Origin of the sequence: Aliiroseovarius subalbicans (assembly GCF_022678625.1) — a bacterium.
GTDB classification, from domain to species: Bacteria; Pseudomonadota; Alphaproteobacteria; order Rhodobacterales; family Rhodobacteraceae; genus Aliiroseovarius_A; species Aliiroseovarius_A subalbicans.
This window is the reverse complement of record NZ_JALBYQ010000003.1, coordinates 412,985-431,598: the sequence shown is the minus strand read 5'-3', so window position 1 is coordinate 431,598 and position 18,614 is coordinate 412,985. Positions and strand designations below refer to the sequence as shown.

Here is an 18,614-nt window from a genome sequence, read left to right as displayed (position 1 = left end):
ATGGCCAAGGCTTTCGCGTCCCAGGGGGACATGACGGAAAAGAAGATCACTTTTGACGAGGTTGGTGACGGCGTCTACGCCTTCACTGCCGAGGGCGACCCGAACTCGGGCGTCATCATCGGCGACGACAGCGTGATGATCGTCGAAGCACAGGCCACCCCGCGTCTGGCCAACAAGGTGATCGAATGCGTGCGCACCGTCACCGACAAGCCGATCTCCCACGTGGTTCTGACCCATTATCACGCCGTGCGCGTGCTGGGGGCTTCAGCCTATGGCGCCAGCCAGATCATCATGGGCGACACCGCCCGTGCGATGGTTGTTGAGCGTGGGCAGGAAGACTGGGACAGCGAGTTCCAGCGCTTTCCCCGCCTGTTCGAAGGGCATGAAAGCATTCCGGGCCTGACCTACCCGACCACGACCTTCTCGGATGACATGACCGTGTACCTTGGCAACCGCCGGGTCGACCTGATGCACCTGGGCCGCGCCCACACGGCGGGTGATATCGTCATCCATGTGCCGGACCAGAACGTCATGTTCACCGGCGATATCGTCGAAGACCACTCGGCCTGTTATTGCGGCGATGGTCACTTCGGCGACTGGGGCAGCACGCTGGACAACATCGCATCCTTCGACGTGGACGCCATTGCGCCGGGTCGCGGTGCCGCACTGATCGGCAAGGCCGCAGTTGAATCCGCCATCGAAAGCACCCGCGATTTCGTCGAAAGCACATACTTCCCGGCCGCTAAAGTCGCCGCACGCGGTGGCACATTGAAAGAAGCCTGGGACGCGGTGCGCGAAGCCTGCGACCCCAAGTTCGCCGACTATGCGATCTATGAACACTGTCTGCCGTTCAACGTCGCCCGCGCCTATGACGAAGCCCGCGGCATCGACACGCCCCGCATCTGGACCGCTGAACGCGATCTGGAGATGTGGGCAGCCCTGCAAGGCTGATCCTCGGGCCGCTCATCGCACCCTGACAGGTGCTCTTCGCGAAGAGGCCGGTCACGGCCGATGAGCGGTCCATCCAATTCGTTGCAGACGCAATAATATGCGTCATGCTAAGTTAAGACAGAATCTGCCCGCCGCTGGAGGACCCCATGAACAAGATCTTCGAAGTTCCGATGTATGCGTATACGCGCAGCAAGGACCAGGACAGCGAAATGCCTGTCCGCCGCCCCGTCGTCATCATCGGCGCCGGCCCCATCGGTCTGGGTGCTGCGATCGACTTGGCGCAACAGGACGTGCCGGTTGTAGTCCTGGATGACAACGACAAGGTGTCCTTCGGGTCGCGCGCCGTGTGTTACGCCAAACGCCCGCTGGAGATCCTCGACCGCCTGGGCTGCGGCCAACCGATGGTCGACAAGGGTGTCGAATGGAATGTCGGCAAGGTCTTCTTTGACGAACGCAAGATCTATGAATTCGACTTGCTTCCCGAAGACGGCCACGAACGCCCCGCCTTCATCAACCTGCAGCAATACTATTTCGAAGAATACCTGGTGAACCGGGTTCATGAACTGCAAGCCGAAGGCAAGCAGATCGAGATCCGGGGCAAGAACAAGGTCTCGGCGGTGGGCGCCCACGACGACCACGCAACGATTGAGATCGACACGCCGGAAGGACCCTACAATCTCGAAGCCGACTGGCTGATTGCCTGCGACGGTGCAGGATCCCCCACCCGGCAGATGATGGGGCTCGATTTCGTCGGTCGCGTGTTCGAAGACAACTTCCTGATCGCTGATGTGATCATGGAGGCGGACTTCCCAACCGAACGCTGGTTCTGGTTCGATCCGCCCTTCAACAAGGGCCAGTCTGCCCTGCTACACAAACAGCCCGACAACGTCTGGCGCATTGACTTGCAACTGGGCTGGGACATCGACAAGGAAGAGGAAAAGAAACCCGAAAACGTCATCCCCCGCCTCAAGGCGATGCTGGGCGAAGATGTGGATTTCGAACTGGAATGGGTGTCGATCTATACCTTCCAATGCCGCCGGATGGAGAAATTCCGCCACGGTCGCGTTGTCTTCGCCGGGGACAGCGCCCACCAGGTGTCGCCATTCGGCGCTCGCGGGGCCAACTCCGGCCTTCAGGATACCGACAACCTTGGCTGGAAACTGAAACTGGTGATGGACGGCAAGGCCCCCGAGGCGCTGCTGGACAGCTATGATTACGAACGCGTGCACGGCGCGGATGAGAACATCATGAACTCATCGCGCTCGACCGATTTCATCACGCCGAAGTCGGACATGTCCCGCATCCTGCGTGACGCGGTACTGGACCTGGCGGAAACTCACGATTTCGCCCGCCCGCTGGTCAATGCCGGCCGCCTGTCGGTGCCCTGCACCTATGACGGCTCGCCCCTGAACACGGCGGACGCCCTAAACGGGCCGGAGCGTACCCGGCCAGGATCGCCCTGCCCGGACGTGAAGCTGGGGGACGATTATCTGCTGCGCAAACTCGGCGACCAGTTCACGCTGCTGACCATAGACGCCGACGCGCCGGACATGATCGAAGAAGACGGGATCAAGGTCACCCGCCTGGCGCTGTCGGCCAAGGATGACACGTCGGGCGCACTTAAGGCGCGATACCTTGGGGACGAGCCGTCGGCGGTCTACCTGATCCGCCCCGACCAACACGTCGCCGCACGCCGCGCATCTTTTGACGAAAATCTGTTCCGCGCTGCGATCCGCCGCGCCACAGGCAAGGAGTAAGACCCATGTCCGATCTGAACCTTCAACCGAACATCCCCGGCGCCGACGACTTCTATGCCAGCCTGCTGGCCGCGCACGAAGGCCTGACAAAAGCAGAAAGCGACGCACTGAACGCGCGTCTTGTGCTGGTGCTGGCAAACCACGTCGGGGATCGGGCGATCCTGGACGACGCCATCGCTGTGGCAAAGACCGCGGGCTAGGCCGGGCGCTAAATCAGGATCAAGCAAAACGCCGCCCCCATACTTCATGGGGGCGGCGTTTTTCCTTTTAACAGCGTCTCGCGTCAGCTGGGGTCAGCGGTCGTGCGCAGATAGGGCAACTTCACGTCGACCTCTCCGTATTTCGCTTTCGCTTCGTCGTCCGACAGCGCCAGCGACACGATCACGTCCTGCCCTTTGACCCAGTTCGCGGGGGCCGCGATCGGCTGGCCATCCGTGGCCTGCACCGCGTCCAGCGCGCGTAAAACTTCGGCAAAGTTGCGCCCGACCGACATCGGATAGGTCATCGACAGCCGAAGCTTCTTGTCCGGCCCAATGATGAACACGGACCGCACCGACGCGCTGTCGGCCGCCGTGCGACCATCCGGCAAATAGGCCTCGGCGGGCAGCATGTCGAACGCTTTCGACACTGCCAGGTCTTCATCCGCGATAATCGGGAACCCCGCCTTTGCCCCGGCAAAGCCTTCGATGTCTGTCTTCCACTTCACGTGTTCCTCGGCGCTGTCCACCGACAGGCCAATCACCTTGGTGCCGCGCGCTTCCCACTCCTCGGCCAGCTGCGCCACAGCACCGAATTCGGTGGTGCAAACCGGCGTGAAATCTTTCGGGTGTGAAAACAGAATGGCATAGCTGTCACCGATCCAATCGTGGAAGGTGATCGCGCCCTGATCCGTCATTGCTGTGAAGTTCGGTACCAATTCGTTGAGTCGCAGCCCCATATCATTCTCCTGTCATTTCGTTGTCCGTTACAGGTTAGATGTATTCTAAAACTAGCTTTTGAAGTCCTTGCTCAAAATATTTTCACCGCCGATGAAAAATTTGATCAAATTAAGTCGAATCCACCTTGCACGACCTCAACTGCGGTGCCAATCTGCGCTGAAATTCCGGACAGGAGCCGACCATGATCGAGAAACGCGACTTCTATATCGATGGCCAGTGGGTTGCCCCCGCGGCCGCGAATGACCTTGAGGTGATCAACCCGTCGACCGAGGAGCCCTGCGCAGTCATCTCGCTGGGGAACCAGGCCGATACCGACGCTGCGGTGGCCGCCGCAAAGGCAGCTTTCGACAGTTGGGCGTTTACCCCGAAGGCAGACCGCCTTGCGCTGATCGAGAAGCTGCTGGAGGTCTACCAGAAACGCGGCGACGACCTGGCCGAGGCGATGAGCCTTGAGATGGGCGCGCCGATCGACATGGCGCGGCAAAGTCAGGTGGGGGCCGGAAGCTGGCACATCTCGAACTTCATCAAGGCCTTCAAGGATTTCGGTTTCGAAAAGATGCTGGGCGCCCATGCGCCGAACGACCGGCTTCTGTATGAACCCATCGGCGTTTGCGCCATGATCACGCCGTGGAACTGGCCGATGAACCAGGTCACGCTGAAATGCGTGGCGGCGATGGCCGCGGGGGCCACGATGGTTCTGAAACCCTCCGAGGTCTCTCCGCTGTCCTCGATCGTCTGGAGCGAGATCGTGGACGAAGCCGGCTTCCCGGCGGGTGTCTACAACATGGTGAACGGTGACGGCATGGGCGTTGGCACGCAATTGTCGACCCACCCGGATGTCGACATGGTCAGCTTCACGGGCTCGACCCGCGCCGGCATCGCGATTTCCAAGGCGGCGGCGGACACGCTGAAGCGGGTGTCGCTTGAGCTGGGCGGCAAGGGCGCGAACATCATCTTTGACGACGCCGACGACAAGGCGGTCAAGCGGGGCGTTCTGCACATGATGAACAACACGGGCCAGTCCTGCAACGCGCCCTCGCGCATGTTGGTGCAGCGCGGCGTCTATGACCAGGCGGTCGAGATCGCGCGCGAAACCGCTGAGAAGGTCACCGTTGGTCCTGCGCATGAGGAAGGTCGCCACATCGGCCCGGTGGTCAGCGAATTGCAGTGGAACAAGATCCAGGACCTGATCCAGCAGGGCATCGACGAAGGCGCCCGTCTGATCGCGGGCGGCACCGGGCGACCCGAGGGGCTGAACAAAGGCTTTTTCGTCAAACCCACCGTGTTTGCCGATGTAACCAACCAAATGACCATCGCGCGCGAGGAAATCTTTGGCCCGGTCCTGTCGATGATCCCGTTCGACAGCGAAGAAGAAGCCATCGAGATCGCCAATGACACGGTCTATGGTCTGACCAACTATGTGCAGACCCAGGACGGTTCGAAAGCCAACCGGGTGGCGCGCCAGATGCGGTCGGGCATGGTCGAGATGAACGGCACATCGCGGGCCGCGGGGTCGCCGTTCGGCGGCTACAAGCAGTCCGGTAACGGGCGCGAAGGCGGTGTGCTGGGGATCGAGGACTTTTTGGAAGTCAAAGCCGTGTCGGGCTGGTCGAACGACTGACCCTCACCCTTCACATCATCAAGCGGCCCGCCATTTTGCGGGCCGTTTTCGTGTTCAGGCGCGTTTGACCAGAACGGATCCCACGGAATAGCCCGCGCCGAAGGAGCAGATCACGCCCAGGTCTCCGGGCGCCAGGTCCTTGGAATACTTGTCAAACGCGATGATCGACCCGGCCGACGACGTGTTGGCGTATTCCTGAAGAATGTTCGGCTGTTCACTTGGCTCGGGCACCCGCCCCAGAACCTTTTTGCCGATGAAGTCGTTCATCGCCTTGTTGGCCTGGTGCAGCCAAAGCCGCTTCAGCTCATCGCGCGACACGCCTTCCTCTTCGATGTGGCCAAGGATGTGTTTCGATACGATCGGCAGCACTTCCTTGAACACTTTGCGGCCGTTTTGCATGAACTGCATGTCACGCCGGTCATCCAACGCCCCGGTCTGTTCCCGCGACCGGCGCAGGAAACCGTTGTTGTTGCGAATGTTGTTGGAGAACTGGGTCAGGCAGCGGGTCGAGATGATCTCGAAATGCGCGCCCTTGGCATGCTCTTTCCGTTCGATCAGCGTCGCGGTCGCCACGTCGCCGAAAATGAAATGGCAATCGCGGTCGCGCCATTCCAGATGGCCCGAACAAATCTCTGGGTTCACGACCAAAGCACGGGTCACCGACCCGGATCGGACCATGTCCGACGCGGCCTGAATGCCGAACGTCGCCGAGGAGCAGGCCACGTTCATGTCAAAGCCGAACCCACCTGCGCCCAGCGCCTGCTGGATTTCCACCGCAATGGCCGGATAGGCGCGTTCGTGGTTCGAGGCCGCGCAGATGATCAGGTCGACCTCATCCGCCTCGCGCCCAGCGGCGGCCAAGGCCTTTTTGCAGGCATCCACTGCCATTTCCGTCATGATCCCTGGTTCGTCATCCGCCCGTTCGCGCAGCGCCGGATACATCCGGTCCGGGTCCAGAACCCCCGACTTGTCCATGACATAGCGCTGTTCGATGCCCGAGGCTTGCACGATGAACTCCTCTGAAGAATGCCCCATCGCTTCTGCCTCGCCCGCCGCGATGGCGTCGGCATTCAGGGCGTTCTGCTTGTCCGCATAAGCATTGAACGCAACGACCAGCTCGGCGTTTGAGATGACCTCGTTCGGAGTATACACACCAGTGCCGGAAATGACGGGATTGAACATGCGAAGGCCCCTTTTGCAACGTCCACTCACTCAAACAGGTCAGGCCGGGAAGGGCAAGGTGCCGGGGCGCGGTTGACGCGAGGCAAAGCCACTAGAACGGGCACTTTGCCTTGAAGGTCAGGCCTTTCCCCCCGTCAGGGTGGCGCAGGCGCAGGCTTTCGGCATGCAGCATCAGCCGGGGCGCGTCCAGCGCCGGGCCGTTGGCATAGAACGGATCGCCCAGGATCGGGTGCCCGATTTCCAACATGTGCACGCGCAGCTGGTGACTGCGCCCGGTCTGGGGAAACAGCCGCATGCGGGTGGCGTTGTCTTCGTATTTCACCACTTTCCAGTCGGTGACGGCAGGCTTGCCGGTTTCAAAGTTCACATGCTGTTTCGGGCGGTTTGGCCAGTCGACGATCAGCGGCAGATCGACGGTGCCTTCCCGTTCTGCGACATGCCCGAACACCCGAGCAACATAGACCTTTTTCACCTGCCGTTTTTCGAACTGCAGACCCAGGTGCCGTTGCGCATGCGGTGTCATGGCGAACACCATGACACCCGAGGTGTCGCGGTCCAGCCGGTGCACCAAAAGCGCGTCGGGAAACACCGCTTGGATCCGTGCGATCAGGCAATCGGCGAGGTGTTCGCCTTTGCCCGGCACCGAGAGAAGCCCGGACGGCTTGTTCACAAGCAAAAGCTCATGATCCTGGTGGATGATCTCCAGCGGGGTATCCGGGGGCGCATAGGTGTCCATAGGGGCGCAATACCGGGGCGGCTTGCGGCGGGCAAGGGGGTGCAGCAACGTCAGACTTGCCGCGCAGGGCATTCGCCGTGCAGGGTGACCCAGTCAAAAAGGGGACCGCCATGCATCCGACCATCACCCAGTTCAAAGCCGCCGTCGCCGCCCGGGACGAAGCCGCCGTGATGGCGGTTCTGGCCGAAGATGTGCGGTTCATGCCGCCGACCTATTGGGCAACCTGGACTGGGCGCGAACCGGTGGCTGCTGTGCTGGGCCATGTGATCCAGGTCTTTTCGGATTTCGGATACCGGCGCATCATGGGCGACGGCCCGGACTGGGCGTTGGAGTTCCAATGCAAGGTCGGGGACCTGGACGCGGTGGGCGTGGACCTTCTGACCCTGAACGACGTCGGGCTGATCCAGACATTCGAGGTCGTGATGCAGCCGCACAAGACGATCGGCGCGCTGCGCGACGCGATGAATGCCCGCGTGATGACGGATGCCCGGTTTCTGAAATACCGAAAGGCGCTTGCCTCAGGCTGAGCGCGCACTGCGCAGCATCGACCACGTATAGATCACCAGCGCCGCCCAGATCATCGGAAAAGCGATCATGCGGGCGCGGCCAAAGGGTTCTCCGAACCAGAACACCGCGAACAGGAAGATCATCGTCGGCACGATGTATTGCAGGATGCCGACAGTCGACAAGCGCAGAAGCTTGGCGCCATTGGCATAGGTGATCAAAGGCACAGCCGTGACAAGCCCGCAGCCAAGAAGCAACGCGGTGTTGGATGGGGTTTCGGTGAAATGGCTGGCACCGGTGGCCGTGAGGTATCCCAGATAGCCCAGCGCGGGGATCAGCAGGATCAGAACCTCCAACATGAAACCCTGGTTCGGGCCGATCGGCAGGCTTTTCTTGAAGAACGCGTACATGCCCCAGCTGAACGTCAGCGCCAGTGCGGGCCACGGCAATGTGCCCGCGTCAATGGTCAGAACCACCACCGCAGCAGCCGCCAGCGCGATGGCGACCATCTGCGCTCGGGTCAGGCGCTCGCCCAACAGGACCGCACCCAGGAAGATCGAGAACAACGGGTTGATGTAGTAGCCGAGAGCGGCATCCAGCGCCCGGTCGGTGGCAATCGCCCAAACATAGACACCCCAATTCACCGAGACGAGACCGGCGGTCACGCAGCCCATCGCCAGCGTGCGCGGAGACCGAAACGCGGTGGCGATGTCACGGGTGCGGCCAAGCAGCACCAGAAGCAAACCTGCGATTGGTACCGACCAGACAATCCGGTGGGCAACAACCTCGGTCGGGGGAATATGCGCCAACGCTTTCATGTAAAGGGGTAGAACCCCCCACAGCAGATAAGCGGTGATGGCAAAGGCCAGGCCCCGGGGGCTGTCGGTGTTGTCAGGTATATGCGTCATCCCGGCGTTATGACAGGTTCCTTGGCTGAGGCCAGAGGCGGTTTAACCCTTTTCAACCGCCTGAAGCAGGAAATCGAAGGCGCTGCGAAACACGTCACGCTGGTGTCGATTCCTGGTCGGGTGCCCGGCCCATGTCACTGGGTCCGAGGCGGCTTTAAACACGCCCTCGAAATCCGCAGCCGCCAGCGGACGCAGGGTTATAAACCCATTGGTCAGACTGGGTTGATTGTCAAAATTCATGCCTTGGCTCGTTCCCCTTTGGGGTCGTACATTGGCCTCAGCGACACATCAGCCTTCACCCGCGTGCCTGCCACGTCGACCTCATAGCTGGACGCCAGCACCTCTGCCACGCTTTCCCCTTTGCAGGGCACATAGCCCATGCCCATCGCACCGCCCAGCGTGTGGCCGTAGTTGCCTGAAGACAGATAGCCAACAATCTCACCGTCACGAAGGATCGGTTCGTTGTGATAGAGCAGCGGTTCAGGATCGGTCAGCCTGAACTGAACCATACGGTTTTCCAGCCCGGCCTCCTTTTTCGCCAGCACCGCATCGCGCCCGATGAATTCGGGTTTCGTGGTCTTCACGGCAAAGCCCAGCCCGGCCTCCAGCACGTGATCCTCGGCGGTGATGTCATGACCAAAGTGGCGAAAGCCCTTTTCGATCCGGCAACTGTCCATCATGTGCATGCCGCACAGCGTCAGACCCATGTCCTGCCCAGCCGCGTGCAGCGTTTCGAACACATGGCCCGCCATATCGGACGAGACATAGATCTCCCACCCAAGCTCGCCCACATAGGTCACGCGGTGGGCGCGGGCCAGGCCCATGCCGATCTCGATCTCCTGCGCGGTGCCGAAGGGATTGGTATCGTTGGTGAAATCCGCCGGGCTCACGCGCTGCAACAGCTCGCGCGATTTTGGGCCCATCACGGCCAGCACGCCTTCGCCCGCTGTCACGTCGGTGATGACCACGTTGAAATTACCCCGGTGGCGCTCCATCCAAGTCTGGTCGGCCAGGCGCGTGGCGGCGGGTGTGACGACCAGATACGAGGTTTCCGTCAGACGCGTCACCGTCACGTCGGCCTCGATCCCGCCACGACTGTTCAGGAATTGGGTATAGACGATCTTGCCATTCGGCACCGTATAGTCACCACCTCCCACGTGGTTCATGAATGCTTCGGCATCCGGGCCTTCGACGCGGATTTTGCCGAATGAGGACATGTCATACATTCCGACGTTTTCGCGCACCGCCCGGTGTTCGGCGGCGCTGTTATCAAACCAGTTGGCGCGGCCCCAGGTGTATTCGTATTCAGCGTTCTGCCCCGCGTTTGCGAACCAGTTGGCGCGCTCCCAGCCGGCAAGCTCTCCGAACACGGCGCCTTGGTCTTTCAGGTGATGATGGAACGGCGTGCGTCGCACCCCGCGCGCGGTGGCCTTTTGTCTGAACGGGAAGTGGTCGGCATAGAGCAGGCCCAGCGTTTCTTTGGAACGCTCGAACAGGTAGGTCTTGTTGCCCTGGAATGGCTGCATCCGGCTGATGTCCACATCACCCAGGTCAAACGGCTTTTCGCCATCCTGCATCCACTGCGCCAGCGCCATGCCCGCGCCGCCCGCCGACTGGATCCCGATCGAGTTGAACCCGGCCGCGACCCAGACATTATCCATTTCGGGCGCAAGACCCAGGTGATAGGCGTCGTCGGGCGTGAAGCTTTCCGGCCCGTTGAAGAACGTGTGAATACCCGCCTCGGCCAGCATTGGCATGCGGTTCACCGCGGCCTCAAGGATCGGTTCAAAATGGTCGAAATCCTCAGGCAGCTGATCGAATTCGAACGTGTCCGGAATGCCGTCCATCGCCCAGGGCTTGGAGTTGGGTTCGAACGCGCCCAGAAGGATCTTGCCAGCGTCTTCCTTGTAGTAAGCGCATTCATCCGGCACGCGCAGCACCGGCATCTGGGTCAAGCCCGAGATGGCCTCGGTCACGATATAGAAATGTTCGCAGGCGTGCAGTGGCACGTTGGTGCCGGTCATGTGCCCAACTTCGTGCCCCCACATGCCAGCACAGTTCACCACGTGGTCACAGGTGATATGCCCCTGCGCAGTGCCATCATCACTGATCCAATCGACCCCGGTCACGCGGCGGCCCTGGCGGGCGACGCCGGTCACCTTTGTGCGTTCCTTCACCACCGCCCCGTTCTGGCGCGCGCCCTTGGCCAGGGCCAGCGCGATGTTGGCCGGGTCGCCCTGCCCGTCCAGCGGCAGAAAGACACCGCCAGTCACATCGTTGATGTTGAGATGTTCGTACTTGGCCTTCACCTCGGCGGGTGAAATCTCCTCGACCTCCACGCCAAAGGCCCGCGCCATCGCCGCCTGGCGGTGCAGCTCCTCAAGCCGCTCGTCGGTCAGGGCTGCGGTGATGGACCCGCAGCGCTTGAACCCTGTGGCCACGCCGGTCTCGGCCTCAAGGTTGCCGTATAGCTCCTGCGAGTATTTCGCGAGCTTTGTCATGTTCGCCGTGGCACGCAATTGCGCGATCAAACCGGCAGCGTGCCAGGTCGTGCCCGAGGTCAATTGCTTGCGTTCCAGCAAGACGACATCGGTCCAGCCCTGCTTCGCCAGATGATAGGCGACCGAGCAGCCGATGACTCCGCCACCGATGATGACGACGCGGGCGTGGGTGGGAAGATCCGCCATGTGAGCGCTCCTTGAGTTGCGATCAGGCCAGGGTGCCGATGATCGTGTGTCCGTTCTGTTTCAGGTGGTTCGCCAGGTGTTTGATATGCGCAGGGCCGACTTCGCAGCAGCCGCCCAGCAGGGTTGCGCCCATGTCGATCCACCCTTGGCAAAATTCGGTGTAGCGGGCCGGGGTCACGTCCGTGCGTGCTGAAAGCCCGTCCACGGTGCCGCCGATGGTCAGTGCGTCGATGCCCGTGAAACCGTTGGCATAGGCGCCGACCGGCAGACCGGTGTCCGCAAGCTGCGGCAGGTGCCGTGACACGACTTCGGGCTTTGAACAGTTCAGGCCGATGGCATCTGGGGCCACGGCACCCAAAGCCTCCAGCGCGTCGGCCAGGCTTTCGCCTGATCGCAACCGGGCCGACCCGTCGTCCATCAACGACATGGAGGCATAGGTCGGTACCCCGGTTTCCTGCGCCGCGCGGGCTGAGGCCGTGAGTTCCGAGATGCTGGACATCGTTTCGCACAACATCACGTCCGCACAGCCCGCCTGCTTTTCGGCAATCTCGCGATAGGCTGGCAACAGGTCGTCATGGCTGCGCGACATGTCGGGGTTATAGGACCCATGCAAAGGCGGCAGGCAGGCGCCGATCTTCACTTCAATGCCGGTGGCATCGCGGGCCCGTTCGACCAACATGCGAGCCTGATCGTACAGCGCATCGCACATGTCACCCGCACCTTCCCGCTCCAACCGTTCGGGCGTGGTGGAATAGGTGTTGAGCGTGATCAGCCGGGCGCCCGCGCGGATGTAATCCTCGTGCACCTGCTGAACCAGATCTGGCTCCTCCATCATCACCTTGGCCGACCACAATGGGTGCGCAGGCCTGGTTGATCGGTGGATCAATTCCTGCCCGGTGCCACCGTCTTTCAAGGTAATATTCATCCTATGACCCCTCCATTCCTTGGTTGATGCCACAATGCCAGATCGTGCAGCTGGCCAAAAGCGTCATACCTGTCGGTTTTTGCGCGCACGCAGCTGTTGTGGCGTAGTGCCAAACACGGCCTTGAACGGCCCAGAGAACCCGCCCTGGAACCCGCAAGCAAGACCGATTTCCTGAATCGAAAGCCCGGTATTCAAAAGCAGGTTGTGCGCCTTGTTCAGACGAAGGCTGCGATAGAATTGGTGCGGCGTCGTATTCAGGTGTTGTTTGAACTTACGCTCCAGGGACCGATTGGATAAGCCAAGCAGCGCGACAAGCTCGTGAATCGGGATGGGTTCCTCCGTGTTCGCTTGCATCAGTTGGATCGCGGCATCAAGATCGTGTTCGCCAGTCGCCGATGCGGCCGGGCCGCCGATAGGCTGGCGGGTATCAAAGTCGCGAATGCGATCATGAAGCAGAATTCCCGCCACCGCCATCACCTGCGCCGTCGGCGCGTAGCGGTTAAGCAGCGACAGGGTGAGGTCCACGGTCGCCCCCATGCCGGCACAGGTCAGAATTGCACCATCCTCGACCGCCAAGGCGAATTTCGGGTCGAACGTGACATTCCCTTCGGTCAGAATGGTCGAGTTTTCCCAATGTGTTGTGTGGGTGCTGTCTGGGTCAGTTTCGGATATGTGACGACTGGCGGCTTCGGCCAGAAGAACGACCTTGGCCCCCCGATGGGTATAGTTTCTAACTATATCTTGCACCGAAAGCTCGGGCGCTGCGGGGTCGGTGTTTCCGACCACGACAAGGTAGTCCGCCAAAGGCTTTTCCGGCACCGGGTCGGTCGCAACCTCGGCCAGCGCTCGACTGGCGACACGTCCGCCCTGACGGCTGAGATATCGGAACGCGAACCCGTCCGACATTGTCACACGGTTCATCAGGCGCAGAGGTTCCACAACACCAGCAAGCTCGGTCAGGACAAAACCGTCGCTGACAAGAATGTCGAAACGGACTGGGTGAATTGTCTTTTGCTGTGTCATCACGCTGCACTTTGTCGGGCGCCGCTGTTTGACAACGGCGGCGCCCAATTGCTCAGGCCCGGATACGTTCGTTGGAGGGGTCCCAAAGCGGTTGGTCCTCCTGCACCACCGCCTTGTACTTCTCGCCGTAGATCTCGACCTCCAGCTCGGTGCCCGGCACCGCCAGGTCGGCCCGCAGCATGCCCAGCGCGATCGACGTGTTCACGCGGTAACCCCAACCGCCAGACGTGGTTTCGCCCACGATCTTTCCGCCGTGCCACAGGCAGGACATGTAGGGCGCATCGGCCTCGCCGGCGTCAACGACAAGCGTGACGAAGCGTTTCTTCACACCCTGCTGTTTTTCGGCCAGGATCGCGGCCTTGCCCGGGAAATCCTGCGGTTTGTCGAGCTTCACAAACCGCTCCAGCCCGCCTTCCAGCAGCGAATAGTCGGTGGAAAGGTCGCCCTTCCAGGCGCGGTAGCCCTTTTCAAGCCGCAGGGCGTTCAGCGCCCACATGCCGAAAGACTTTGCCCCGGCGCCCACGACCGCGTCATAGATCGCGGGCATGTGGTCGTTCAGCGCGTGGACTTCCCAGCCAAGCTCACCGGCAAAGGACACCCGGATCAGGAACGCAGGCTGCCCGGCCACCGTCGTGGTTTGATGGGTCAGCCAGCCAGTGGACAGATCGGCATCGCTTAGCCCCGCCAACAGATCGCGCGATTTCGGGCCGGTGACGATCAAGGTGTCACGGGTCGTGGTCACGTCCCTCACCGTCACACTTGCGGGCATGGCGGCAGAAAGCACATCGCGGTCATGCCATTGCGCGGTTGCGGCGGTGATCATCAGGAAATCGTCTTCGCCCCTGCGGATGCAGGACATCTCGGTCAGGATACGGCCCTGATCGTTGGCGATATAGACCAGGTTCATCCGGCCCACCTTGGGCAGGCCACCCGTGACCAGCCCGCGCAGCGCCTCGGCCGCCCCGTCGCCCGAAACCTCAAAGCGCGAGAAGCCGGGCAGATTCAGAACACCGACACCATCGCGCACCGCCTCGCATTCTTCCTTGATGCGCTGTTGCCAGGGGCCGGATCGGTTCCAGGTGTGGGTCGCCTCAAGCGAGGTGTCATCGCCCGGCTGCGCGAACCAATTTGCGCGCTCCCACCCGTTGTAGGCCCCCATGACGCCGCCAGCGGCAATCACCTTGTCATGCACCGGCGACAGTTTCTTGTCGCGCGCGGCGGGCCATTCGTGGTGCGGGAAATGCATGGCGTATTCGTTGCCGTAAACCTCCATGCCCTTCTGCACGCAGTAATCGTGATCGGTGTAATCGGTATAGCGGCGCGGATCGACCGCCCACATATCCCACTCAGTCGCGCCATCGACGATCCATTCCGCCATCACCTTGCCGGCGCCGCCACCCTGGGCAATGCCGAAGGTGAACACACAGGCCTCGAACGCGTTCTTTACGCCGGGCATCGGCCCCATCAGGGGCAACCCGTCGGGGGCGTATGGAATCGGGCCATTGATCACGCTGGACACACCCGACGTTTCCATCAGCGGCACGCGGGCCATGGCGTCGACGACGATATCCTCGATCCGGTCCAGATCCTCCTGCCACAGCTGGAAGCTGAAGTCGTCCGGCATTTGGTCGCTGCTGTCAGTCCAGTGCGCCTTGCAGTTTGGCTCATACGGCCCAAGGTTATAGCCGCCCTTTTCCTGGCGCAGGTAATAAGACACGTCTACGTCGCGGATCAGCGGCAGTTTCTTCCCGTTCTCCTTGGTCCAGGCTTCGACTTCGGGGATCTGTTCGGTCAGCAGATACTGGTGTTCCATCACCATCATCGGCACGGTGCGTCCGCCATAGGGCTTAAACCATTCGCCCACGCGCTGGGCATAATACCCGGCCGCGTTCACAACATATTCGCAGGCGATGTCGCCCTTGTCCGTGTGCACGGTCCAGCTATCGTCGTCATGCTGCGTGACACCGGTGGCCGGGCAGAAGCGGATGATCTGTTGACCCATGTCGCGCGCGCCCTTGGCAAGGGCCTGGGTCAACTGCGCGGGGTCGATGTCGCCATCCGAAGGGTCCCAGAGCACACCGGCCAGGTCGTGCGTTTCCAGGAAAGGATAGCGCGACTTGGCTTCCTCGGGTGTCCAGATTTCCATCTCGATGCCCTGATACCGGCCCATCGAACAGGCGCGTTCGAATTCCTGCATCCGCTCCTTGGAATGGGCCAGGCGGATTGATCCGGTCTGGTGATAGTTCATCGGATAATCGACCTCTTCCCCAAGACGGGCGTAAAGCTCGGTCGAATACCGCTGCATGTTCATGATCGACCAGCTGGTCGAAAAGGTTGGTACATTGCCCGCTGCGTGCCAGGTGGACCCGGCGGTCAGCTCGTTCTTTTCCAAGAGAACGCAATCGGTCCAGCCCTTCTTGGCCAGGTGAAACAGGGTGGACGCGCCGACAACGCCGCCGCCGATGATGACAACGCGTGCTCTGCTGGGAAAATCGGACATGGGATTACCTCTTTGTCGAAGATGGGGGTGGGAAGCTGTGTGATACGGGGACTGCGGGGCAAAAACCTGTCATGTCATTGCCCGTTCTGCGGTAGGTCGTCGGCGATGTCGTAATAATCGCCCTTGTCGTCGGTGAAGATATGCAGGGCCAGGTGCGTGCCGGTCGGCGCGTCGATCGCGCCCATCGCCACGGCGATCGTGTCGTGGTGGATCGGGTCCCAGAACAGGAAACTGCCGCAGGTTTTGCAAAAGCCCCGGCGCACCTTCTCGGACGCCTGGAACCAACTCAGGTTTTCAACTCCATGCAGGGTCAGGTCACGTTCGCGGATATCGGTCGAGGCCCAGAAATGACCCGATTGCTTGCGGCATTGGCTGCAGTGGCACGCATTCGGCGCCGGAAGCACCCCGGCAATCTCGAAGGTTACAGCACCGCACAGGCAGGATCCGGTTGTCATGCCCACGCTCCTAGTAAACCGGTGGCGCGATCACCCAGATCGCGACAGCCAGAGTGTCATAGGGGTTGGCCCAGCAATAGGGTTCGTGCTTGATGCGAAAACTGTCGCCGGGGCCAACGGTGAACCGCCGCCCACCGATCTCAAGGTCCAGCTTGCCGGACACCAGATACCCGACCTCTTGCGTCGGGCGGTCAGCCGGCGTTTGCATCGCGGAATGCGGCGCGAATGTCGAATGCACCATTTCGAAATCGTCGGTCAGGTCCGGGGACAGCAGCTCCTCAATCAGACCCTCTTCGTCCGACCCCATTCTGCGGCGCGATCCGGCGCGCACGACATACCCTTGTTCCTCTACCGGGGCCGAGGCATGGGCGAACAGAAACGACATCGGCACGCCCAGTGCCTGCGCCAGTTCGCGCAAGTCGGAAATCGACGGCTCGGACATGTCTCGCTCGACTTGAGACAGCCAGCCAACCGACCGACCCAACGTGGTTGCCAGGTCCGACAGAGTCAGACCACGCCCTTTGCGCAGCGCCCGGATATCGGCGCCCAAGGTCTTCGTGCTGTTCGGATCGCTGTGAAGCATCCCGCCTCCGATGAAAGTTTTCGTGAAATTTTCACGTCTTTTTTCACCAAAGCGCGGAATTGCGATTCGCAGCAAGAAAATTCATCGCCGCACCTGCAGCATGGATCGGGTCACCGGGAAAAGGTCGCGTCCAGGATGGAAGCCAGTTCGCGCGCGTCCTCATCGTTGAACGCATCCGGTTGGTTGCTGTCGATATCCAGCACTGCGATCACCTTGCCGGCCTTGTCCCACACCGGCAGAACGATCTCGGACCGGGTCGAGGAGGCACAGGCGATATGCCCGGCAAAGGCATCAACATCAGAGACCAGCTGCACCTGTCCGGTGCGGGCCGCCGCACCACAAACCCCACGCGAAAACGGGATTTGCAGGCAACCATGCCCGCCCTGATAGGGGCCGATCTTCATCAATTCCGGCGCGACCACGCGGTAAAACCCGGTCCAGTCGAACCGATCATCCGCGTGGTGCAATTCACAGGCAACGGTTGCCATCAGGGCCACCGCATCCTCCTCGCCTTCGGTCAGGGATGCGATGGCGGCGGCAAGGGCGGGATAGTCTGCGCGCAAGGGTCTCAGGCCCGCTCAATCGCAATGGCGGTGCCTTCGCCGCCACCAATGCAAATCGCCGCAACGCCGCGCTTCAACCCGCGCTTTTCAAGCGCGTTCAGCAGCGTCACCATGATGCGCGTACCCGAGGCTCCAATCGGATGGCCCAGCGCACAGGCGCCGCCGTTCACGTTCACGATATCCCGCGACAGACCCATTTCGTGCATGAACGCCATCGGCACCACGGCAAAGGCTTCGTTCACCTCCCACAGGTCGACGTCATCCTTCGACCAGCCGATCTGATCCAACAGCTTCTGCGCTGCGGGCACAGGGGCGGTGGTGAACAGGCCGGGTGCCTGGGCGTGGCTGGCATGGCCCAGAATGCGGGCGCGAATGGTCAGGCCTTTATCCTTTGCGGCCTCCTCCGAGGCCACAACCAGAGCCGCCGCCCCGTCCGAGATGGATGAGGAATTGGCAGGCGTCACCGTGCCATCCTTGCGAAAGGCCGGTTTCAGCGTCGGGATCTTGTCAGGCCGCGCGTTGCCGGGTTGCTCGTCCTCACCCACCACGGTTTCGCCGCGACGGGTCGTCAGGGTCACGGGCGCAATTTCGCCCTCGAAAGCGCCCGAGGCCTGGGCCTCCAATGCGTTCGACAGGGATTTCAGCGCATATTCATCCTGCGCCTCGCGGGTGAACTGAAAGCTCTCGGCGCAATCCTCGGCAAAGGTGCCCATCAGGCGACCTTTGTCATAGGCGTCCTCCAGCCCGTCCAGAAACATGTGATCAACCACCGCGCCGTGCCCGATTCGGGCGCCCGCGCGCATTTTCGGAAGGATATACGGCGCCTCGGTCATGCTCTCCATGCCACCTGCAACCATCACGTCCGCCCCGCCCAGCGCGATCTGGTCGAAGGCGATCATCGCGGTTTTCATGCCCGATCCGCACATCTTGTTCAGCGTGGTGGCTGGCACTTCTTCACCCAATCCGGCAGCGAACCCGGCCTGGCGCGCGGGCGCCTGACCCTGACCCGCGGGCAGAACGCAGCCCATCAGAAGCTCCTGAACATCGGCCGGGGCCGCGCCTGCATCCTCAAGCGCGGCCTTGATGGCCGTGCCGCCCAGCATGGCAGACGTCACGCCTGAAAATGCCCCCTGAAAGCCGCCCATCGGCGTGCGCGCCGCCCCTGCGATCACCACGTTCTTCATGAATTCCTCCGGTCTGCGTCGTTTTTCCGTTTCACGCTTACTGAATGGTAACGATCCGCGTCTAGCCTGAATCGCAAGAATTATCCCCGGAAGGAGA

18 protein-coding genes are annotated in these 18,614 nt (G+C 61.5%); 5 read left to right on the top strand and 13 right to left on the bottom strand.

Going from position 1 to position 18,614, the window contains the following annotated elements:
• From MN188_RS12535 to MN188_RS12525, 3 genes are all read left to right on the top strand, one after another.
• Positions 1-951 carry an MBL fold metallo-hydrolase gene (locus MN188_RS12535; RefSeq protein WP_242109447.1) on the top strand — a complete coding sequence of 317 codons (951 nt, stop codon included), beginning with the start codon at positions 1-3 and terminating at the stop codon, positions 949-951.
• 146 nt (positions 952-1,097) lie between these two features.
• Entirely contained in the window at positions 1,098-2,708 is a 1,611-nt protein-coding gene (locus tag MN188_RS12530; RefSeq protein ID WP_242109446.1) for an FAD-dependent oxidoreductase, read from the top strand.
• Positions 2,709-2,713: 5 nt separating this feature from the next.
• Positions 2,714-2,908 carry a DUF2783 domain-containing protein gene (locus MN188_RS12525; protein ID WP_242109445.1) on the top strand — a complete coding sequence of 65 codons (195 nt, stop codon included), beginning with the start codon at positions 2,714-2,716 and terminating at the stop codon, positions 2,906-2,908.
• Positions 2,909-2,991: 83 nt separating this feature from the next.
• Here the strand turns inward: MN188_RS12525 and MN188_RS12520 are convergent, their stop codons facing one another.
• Positions 2,992-3,645: a peroxiredoxin gene (locus MN188_RS12520; protein WP_242109444.1), complete on the bottom strand. Its 654-nt coding sequence runs from the start codon at positions 3,643-3,645 to the stop codon at positions 2,992-2,994.
• Between the two features lie 182 nt (positions 3,646-3,827).
• Between MN188_RS12520 and MN188_RS12515 the strand changes: the two genes are divergently transcribed.
• Positions 3,828-5,267: an aldehyde dehydrogenase family protein gene (locus MN188_RS12515; RefSeq protein ID WP_242109443.1), complete on the top strand. Its 1,440-nt coding sequence runs from the start codon at positions 3,828-3,830 to the stop codon at positions 5,265-5,267.
• Positions 5,268-5,321: 54 nt separating this feature from the next.
• Here MN188_RS12515 and MN188_RS12510 read toward each other — a convergent pair whose 3' ends face one another.
• A complete protein-coding gene (locus MN188_RS12510; RefSeq protein ID WP_242109442.1) occupies positions 5,322-6,449 on the bottom strand; it encodes a beta-ketoacyl-ACP synthase III in 1,128 nt (375 codons plus the stop codon).
• A gap of 91 nt (positions 6,450-6,540) precedes the next feature.
• Positions 6,541-7,185: an RluA family pseudouridine synthase gene (locus MN188_RS12505; protein WP_242109441.1), complete on the bottom strand. Its 645-nt coding sequence runs from the start codon at positions 7,183-7,185 to the stop codon at positions 6,541-6,543.
• A 110-nt stretch (positions 7,186-7,295) separates the two neighbouring features.
• On the opposite strand from MN188_RS12505, the gene MN188_RS12500 reads away from it, so the two are divergent.
• Positions 7,296-7,712, top strand: a complete 417-nt coding sequence (locus tag MN188_RS12500) for a nuclear transport factor 2 family protein (RefSeq protein ID WP_242109440.1) — start codon at positions 7,296-7,298, stop codon at positions 7,710-7,712.
• Here the strand turns inward: MN188_RS12500 and rarD are convergent.
• From rarD to MN188_RS12450, 10 genes are all read right to left on the bottom strand, one after another.
• Entirely contained in the window at positions 7,704-8,597 is an 894-nt protein-coding gene (rarD, locus tag MN188_RS12495) for an EamA family transporter RarD (RefSeq protein WP_242109439.1), read from the bottom strand. The genes MN188_RS12500 and rarD overlap by 9 nt on opposite strands.
• Before the next feature lie 42 nt (positions 8,598-8,639).
• Complete coding sequence (locus tag MN188_RS12490; RefSeq protein ID WP_242109438.1) at positions 8,640-8,837, bottom strand: hypothetical protein; 198 nt, start codon at positions 8,835-8,837, stop codon at positions 8,640-8,642.
• Positions 8,834-11,284, bottom strand: coding sequence for a GcvT family protein (locus MN188_RS12485; protein WP_242109437.1), 2,451 nt, complete (start codon positions 11,282-11,284; stop codon positions 8,834-8,836). The genes MN188_RS12490 and MN188_RS12485 overlap by 4 nt, the downstream gene beginning before the upstream one ends.
• Before the next feature lie 22 nt (positions 11,285-11,306).
• Positions 11,307-12,209, bottom strand: a complete 903-nt coding sequence (locus MN188_RS12480) for a homocysteine S-methyltransferase family protein (protein ID WP_242109436.1) — start codon at positions 12,207-12,209, stop codon at positions 11,307-11,309.
• Positions 12,210-12,272: 63 nt separating this feature from the next.
• The gene (locus MN188_RS12475) at positions 12,273-13,232 is read right to left on the bottom strand and encodes a GlxA family transcriptional regulator (protein ID WP_242109435.1); all 960 of its coding nucleotides are present in this window, start codon (positions 13,230-13,232) and stop codon (positions 12,273-12,275) included.
• 52 nt (positions 13,233-13,284) lie between these two features.
• Positions 13,285-15,732 carry a GcvT family protein gene (locus MN188_RS12470; protein ID WP_242109434.1) on the bottom strand — a complete coding sequence of 816 codons (2,448 nt, stop codon included), beginning with the start codon at positions 15,730-15,732 and terminating at the stop codon, positions 13,285-13,287.
• Between the two features lie 74 nt (positions 15,733-15,806).
• Positions 15,807-16,187, bottom strand: a complete 381-nt coding sequence (locus MN188_RS12465) for a GFA family protein (RefSeq protein WP_242109433.1) — start codon at positions 16,185-16,187, stop codon at positions 15,807-15,809.
• Between the two features lie 10 nt (positions 16,188-16,197).
• Positions 16,198-16,770 carry a helix-turn-helix domain-containing protein gene (locus tag MN188_RS12460; protein ID WP_242109432.1) on the bottom strand — a complete coding sequence of 191 codons (573 nt, stop codon included), beginning with the start codon at positions 16,768-16,770 and terminating at the stop codon, positions 16,198-16,200.
• Positions 16,771-16,880: 110 nt separating this feature from the next.
• A complete protein-coding gene (locus MN188_RS12455) occupies positions 16,881-17,333 on the bottom strand; it encodes a GAF domain-containing protein (RefSeq protein ID WP_242109431.1) in 453 nt (150 codons plus the stop codon).
• 5 nt (positions 17,334-17,338) lie between these two features.
• On the bottom strand, positions 17,339-18,517 hold the full coding sequence (locus tag MN188_RS12450) for a thiolase family protein (RefSeq protein WP_242109430.1): 1,179 nt from the start codon (positions 18,515-18,517) through the stop codon (positions 17,339-17,341).
• Between the last annotated feature and the right edge of the window lie 97 nt (positions 18,518-18,614).

What these genes read in the sequence shown, in the direction of transcription:
- MN188_RS12535 (WP_242109447.1), top strand. Translation starts at nt 1, where the DNA reads ATGGCCAAGGCTTTCGCGTCCCAGGGGGACATGACGGAAAAGAAGATC.
- MN188_RS12530 (WP_242109446.1), top strand. Translation starts at nt 1,098, where the DNA reads ATGAACAAGATCTTCGAAGTTCCGATGTATGCGTATACGCGCAGCAAG.
- MN188_RS12525 (WP_242109445.1), top strand. Translation starts at nt 2,714, where the DNA reads ATGTCCGATCTGAACCTTCAACCGAACATCCCCGGCGCCGACGACTTC.
- MN188_RS12520 (WP_242109444.1), bottom strand. Translation starts at nt 3,645, where the DNA reads ATGGGGCTGCGACTCAACGAATTGGTACCGAACTTCACAGCAATGACG.
- MN188_RS12515 (WP_242109443.1), top strand. Translation starts at nt 3,828, where the DNA reads ATGATCGAGAAACGCGACTTCTATATCGATGGCCAGTGGGTTGCCCCC.
- MN188_RS12510 (WP_242109442.1), bottom strand. Translation starts at nt 6,449, where the DNA reads ATGTTCAATCCCGTCATTTCCGGCACTGGTGTGTATACTCCGAACGAG.
- MN188_RS12505 (WP_242109441.1), bottom strand. Translation starts at nt 7,185, where the DNA reads ATGGACACCTATGCGCCCCCGGATACCCCGCTGGAGATCATCCACCAG.
- MN188_RS12500 (WP_242109440.1), top strand. Translation starts at nt 7,296, where the DNA reads ATGCATCCGACCATCACCCAGTTCAAAGCCGCCGTCGCCGCCCGGGAC.
- rarD (WP_242109439.1), bottom strand. Translation starts at nt 8,597, where the DNA reads ATGACGCATATACCTGACAACACCGACAGCCCCCGGGGCCTGGCCTTT.
- MN188_RS12490 (WP_242109438.1), bottom strand. Translation starts at nt 8,837, where the DNA reads ATGAATTTTGACAATCAACCCAGTCTGACCAATGGGTTTATAACCCTG.
- MN188_RS12485 (WP_242109437.1), bottom strand. Translation starts at nt 11,284, where the DNA reads ATGGCGGATCTTCCCACCCACGCCCGCGTCGTCATCATCGGTGGCGGA.
- MN188_RS12480 (WP_242109436.1), bottom strand. Translation starts at nt 12,209, where the DNA reads ATGAATATTACCTTGAAAGACGGTGGCACCGGGCAGGAATTGATCCAC.
- MN188_RS12475 (WP_242109435.1), bottom strand. Translation starts at nt 13,232, where the DNA reads ATGACACAGCAAAAGACAATTCACCCAGTCCGTTTCGACATTCTTGTC.
- MN188_RS12470 (WP_242109434.1), bottom strand. Translation starts at nt 15,732, where the DNA reads ATGTCCGATTTTCCCAGCAGAGCACGCGTTGTCATCATCGGCGGCGGC.
- MN188_RS12465 (WP_242109433.1), bottom strand. Translation starts at nt 16,187, where the DNA reads ATGACAACCGGATCCTGCCTGTGCGGTGCTGTAACCTTCGAGATTGCC.
- MN188_RS12460 (WP_242109432.1), bottom strand. Translation starts at nt 16,770, where the DNA reads ATGCTTCACAGCGATCCGAACAGCACGAAGACCTTGGGCGCCGATATC.
- MN188_RS12450 (WP_242109430.1), bottom strand. Translation starts at nt 18,517, where the DNA reads ATGAAGAACGTGGTGATCGCAGGGGCGGCGCGCACGCCGATGGGCGGC.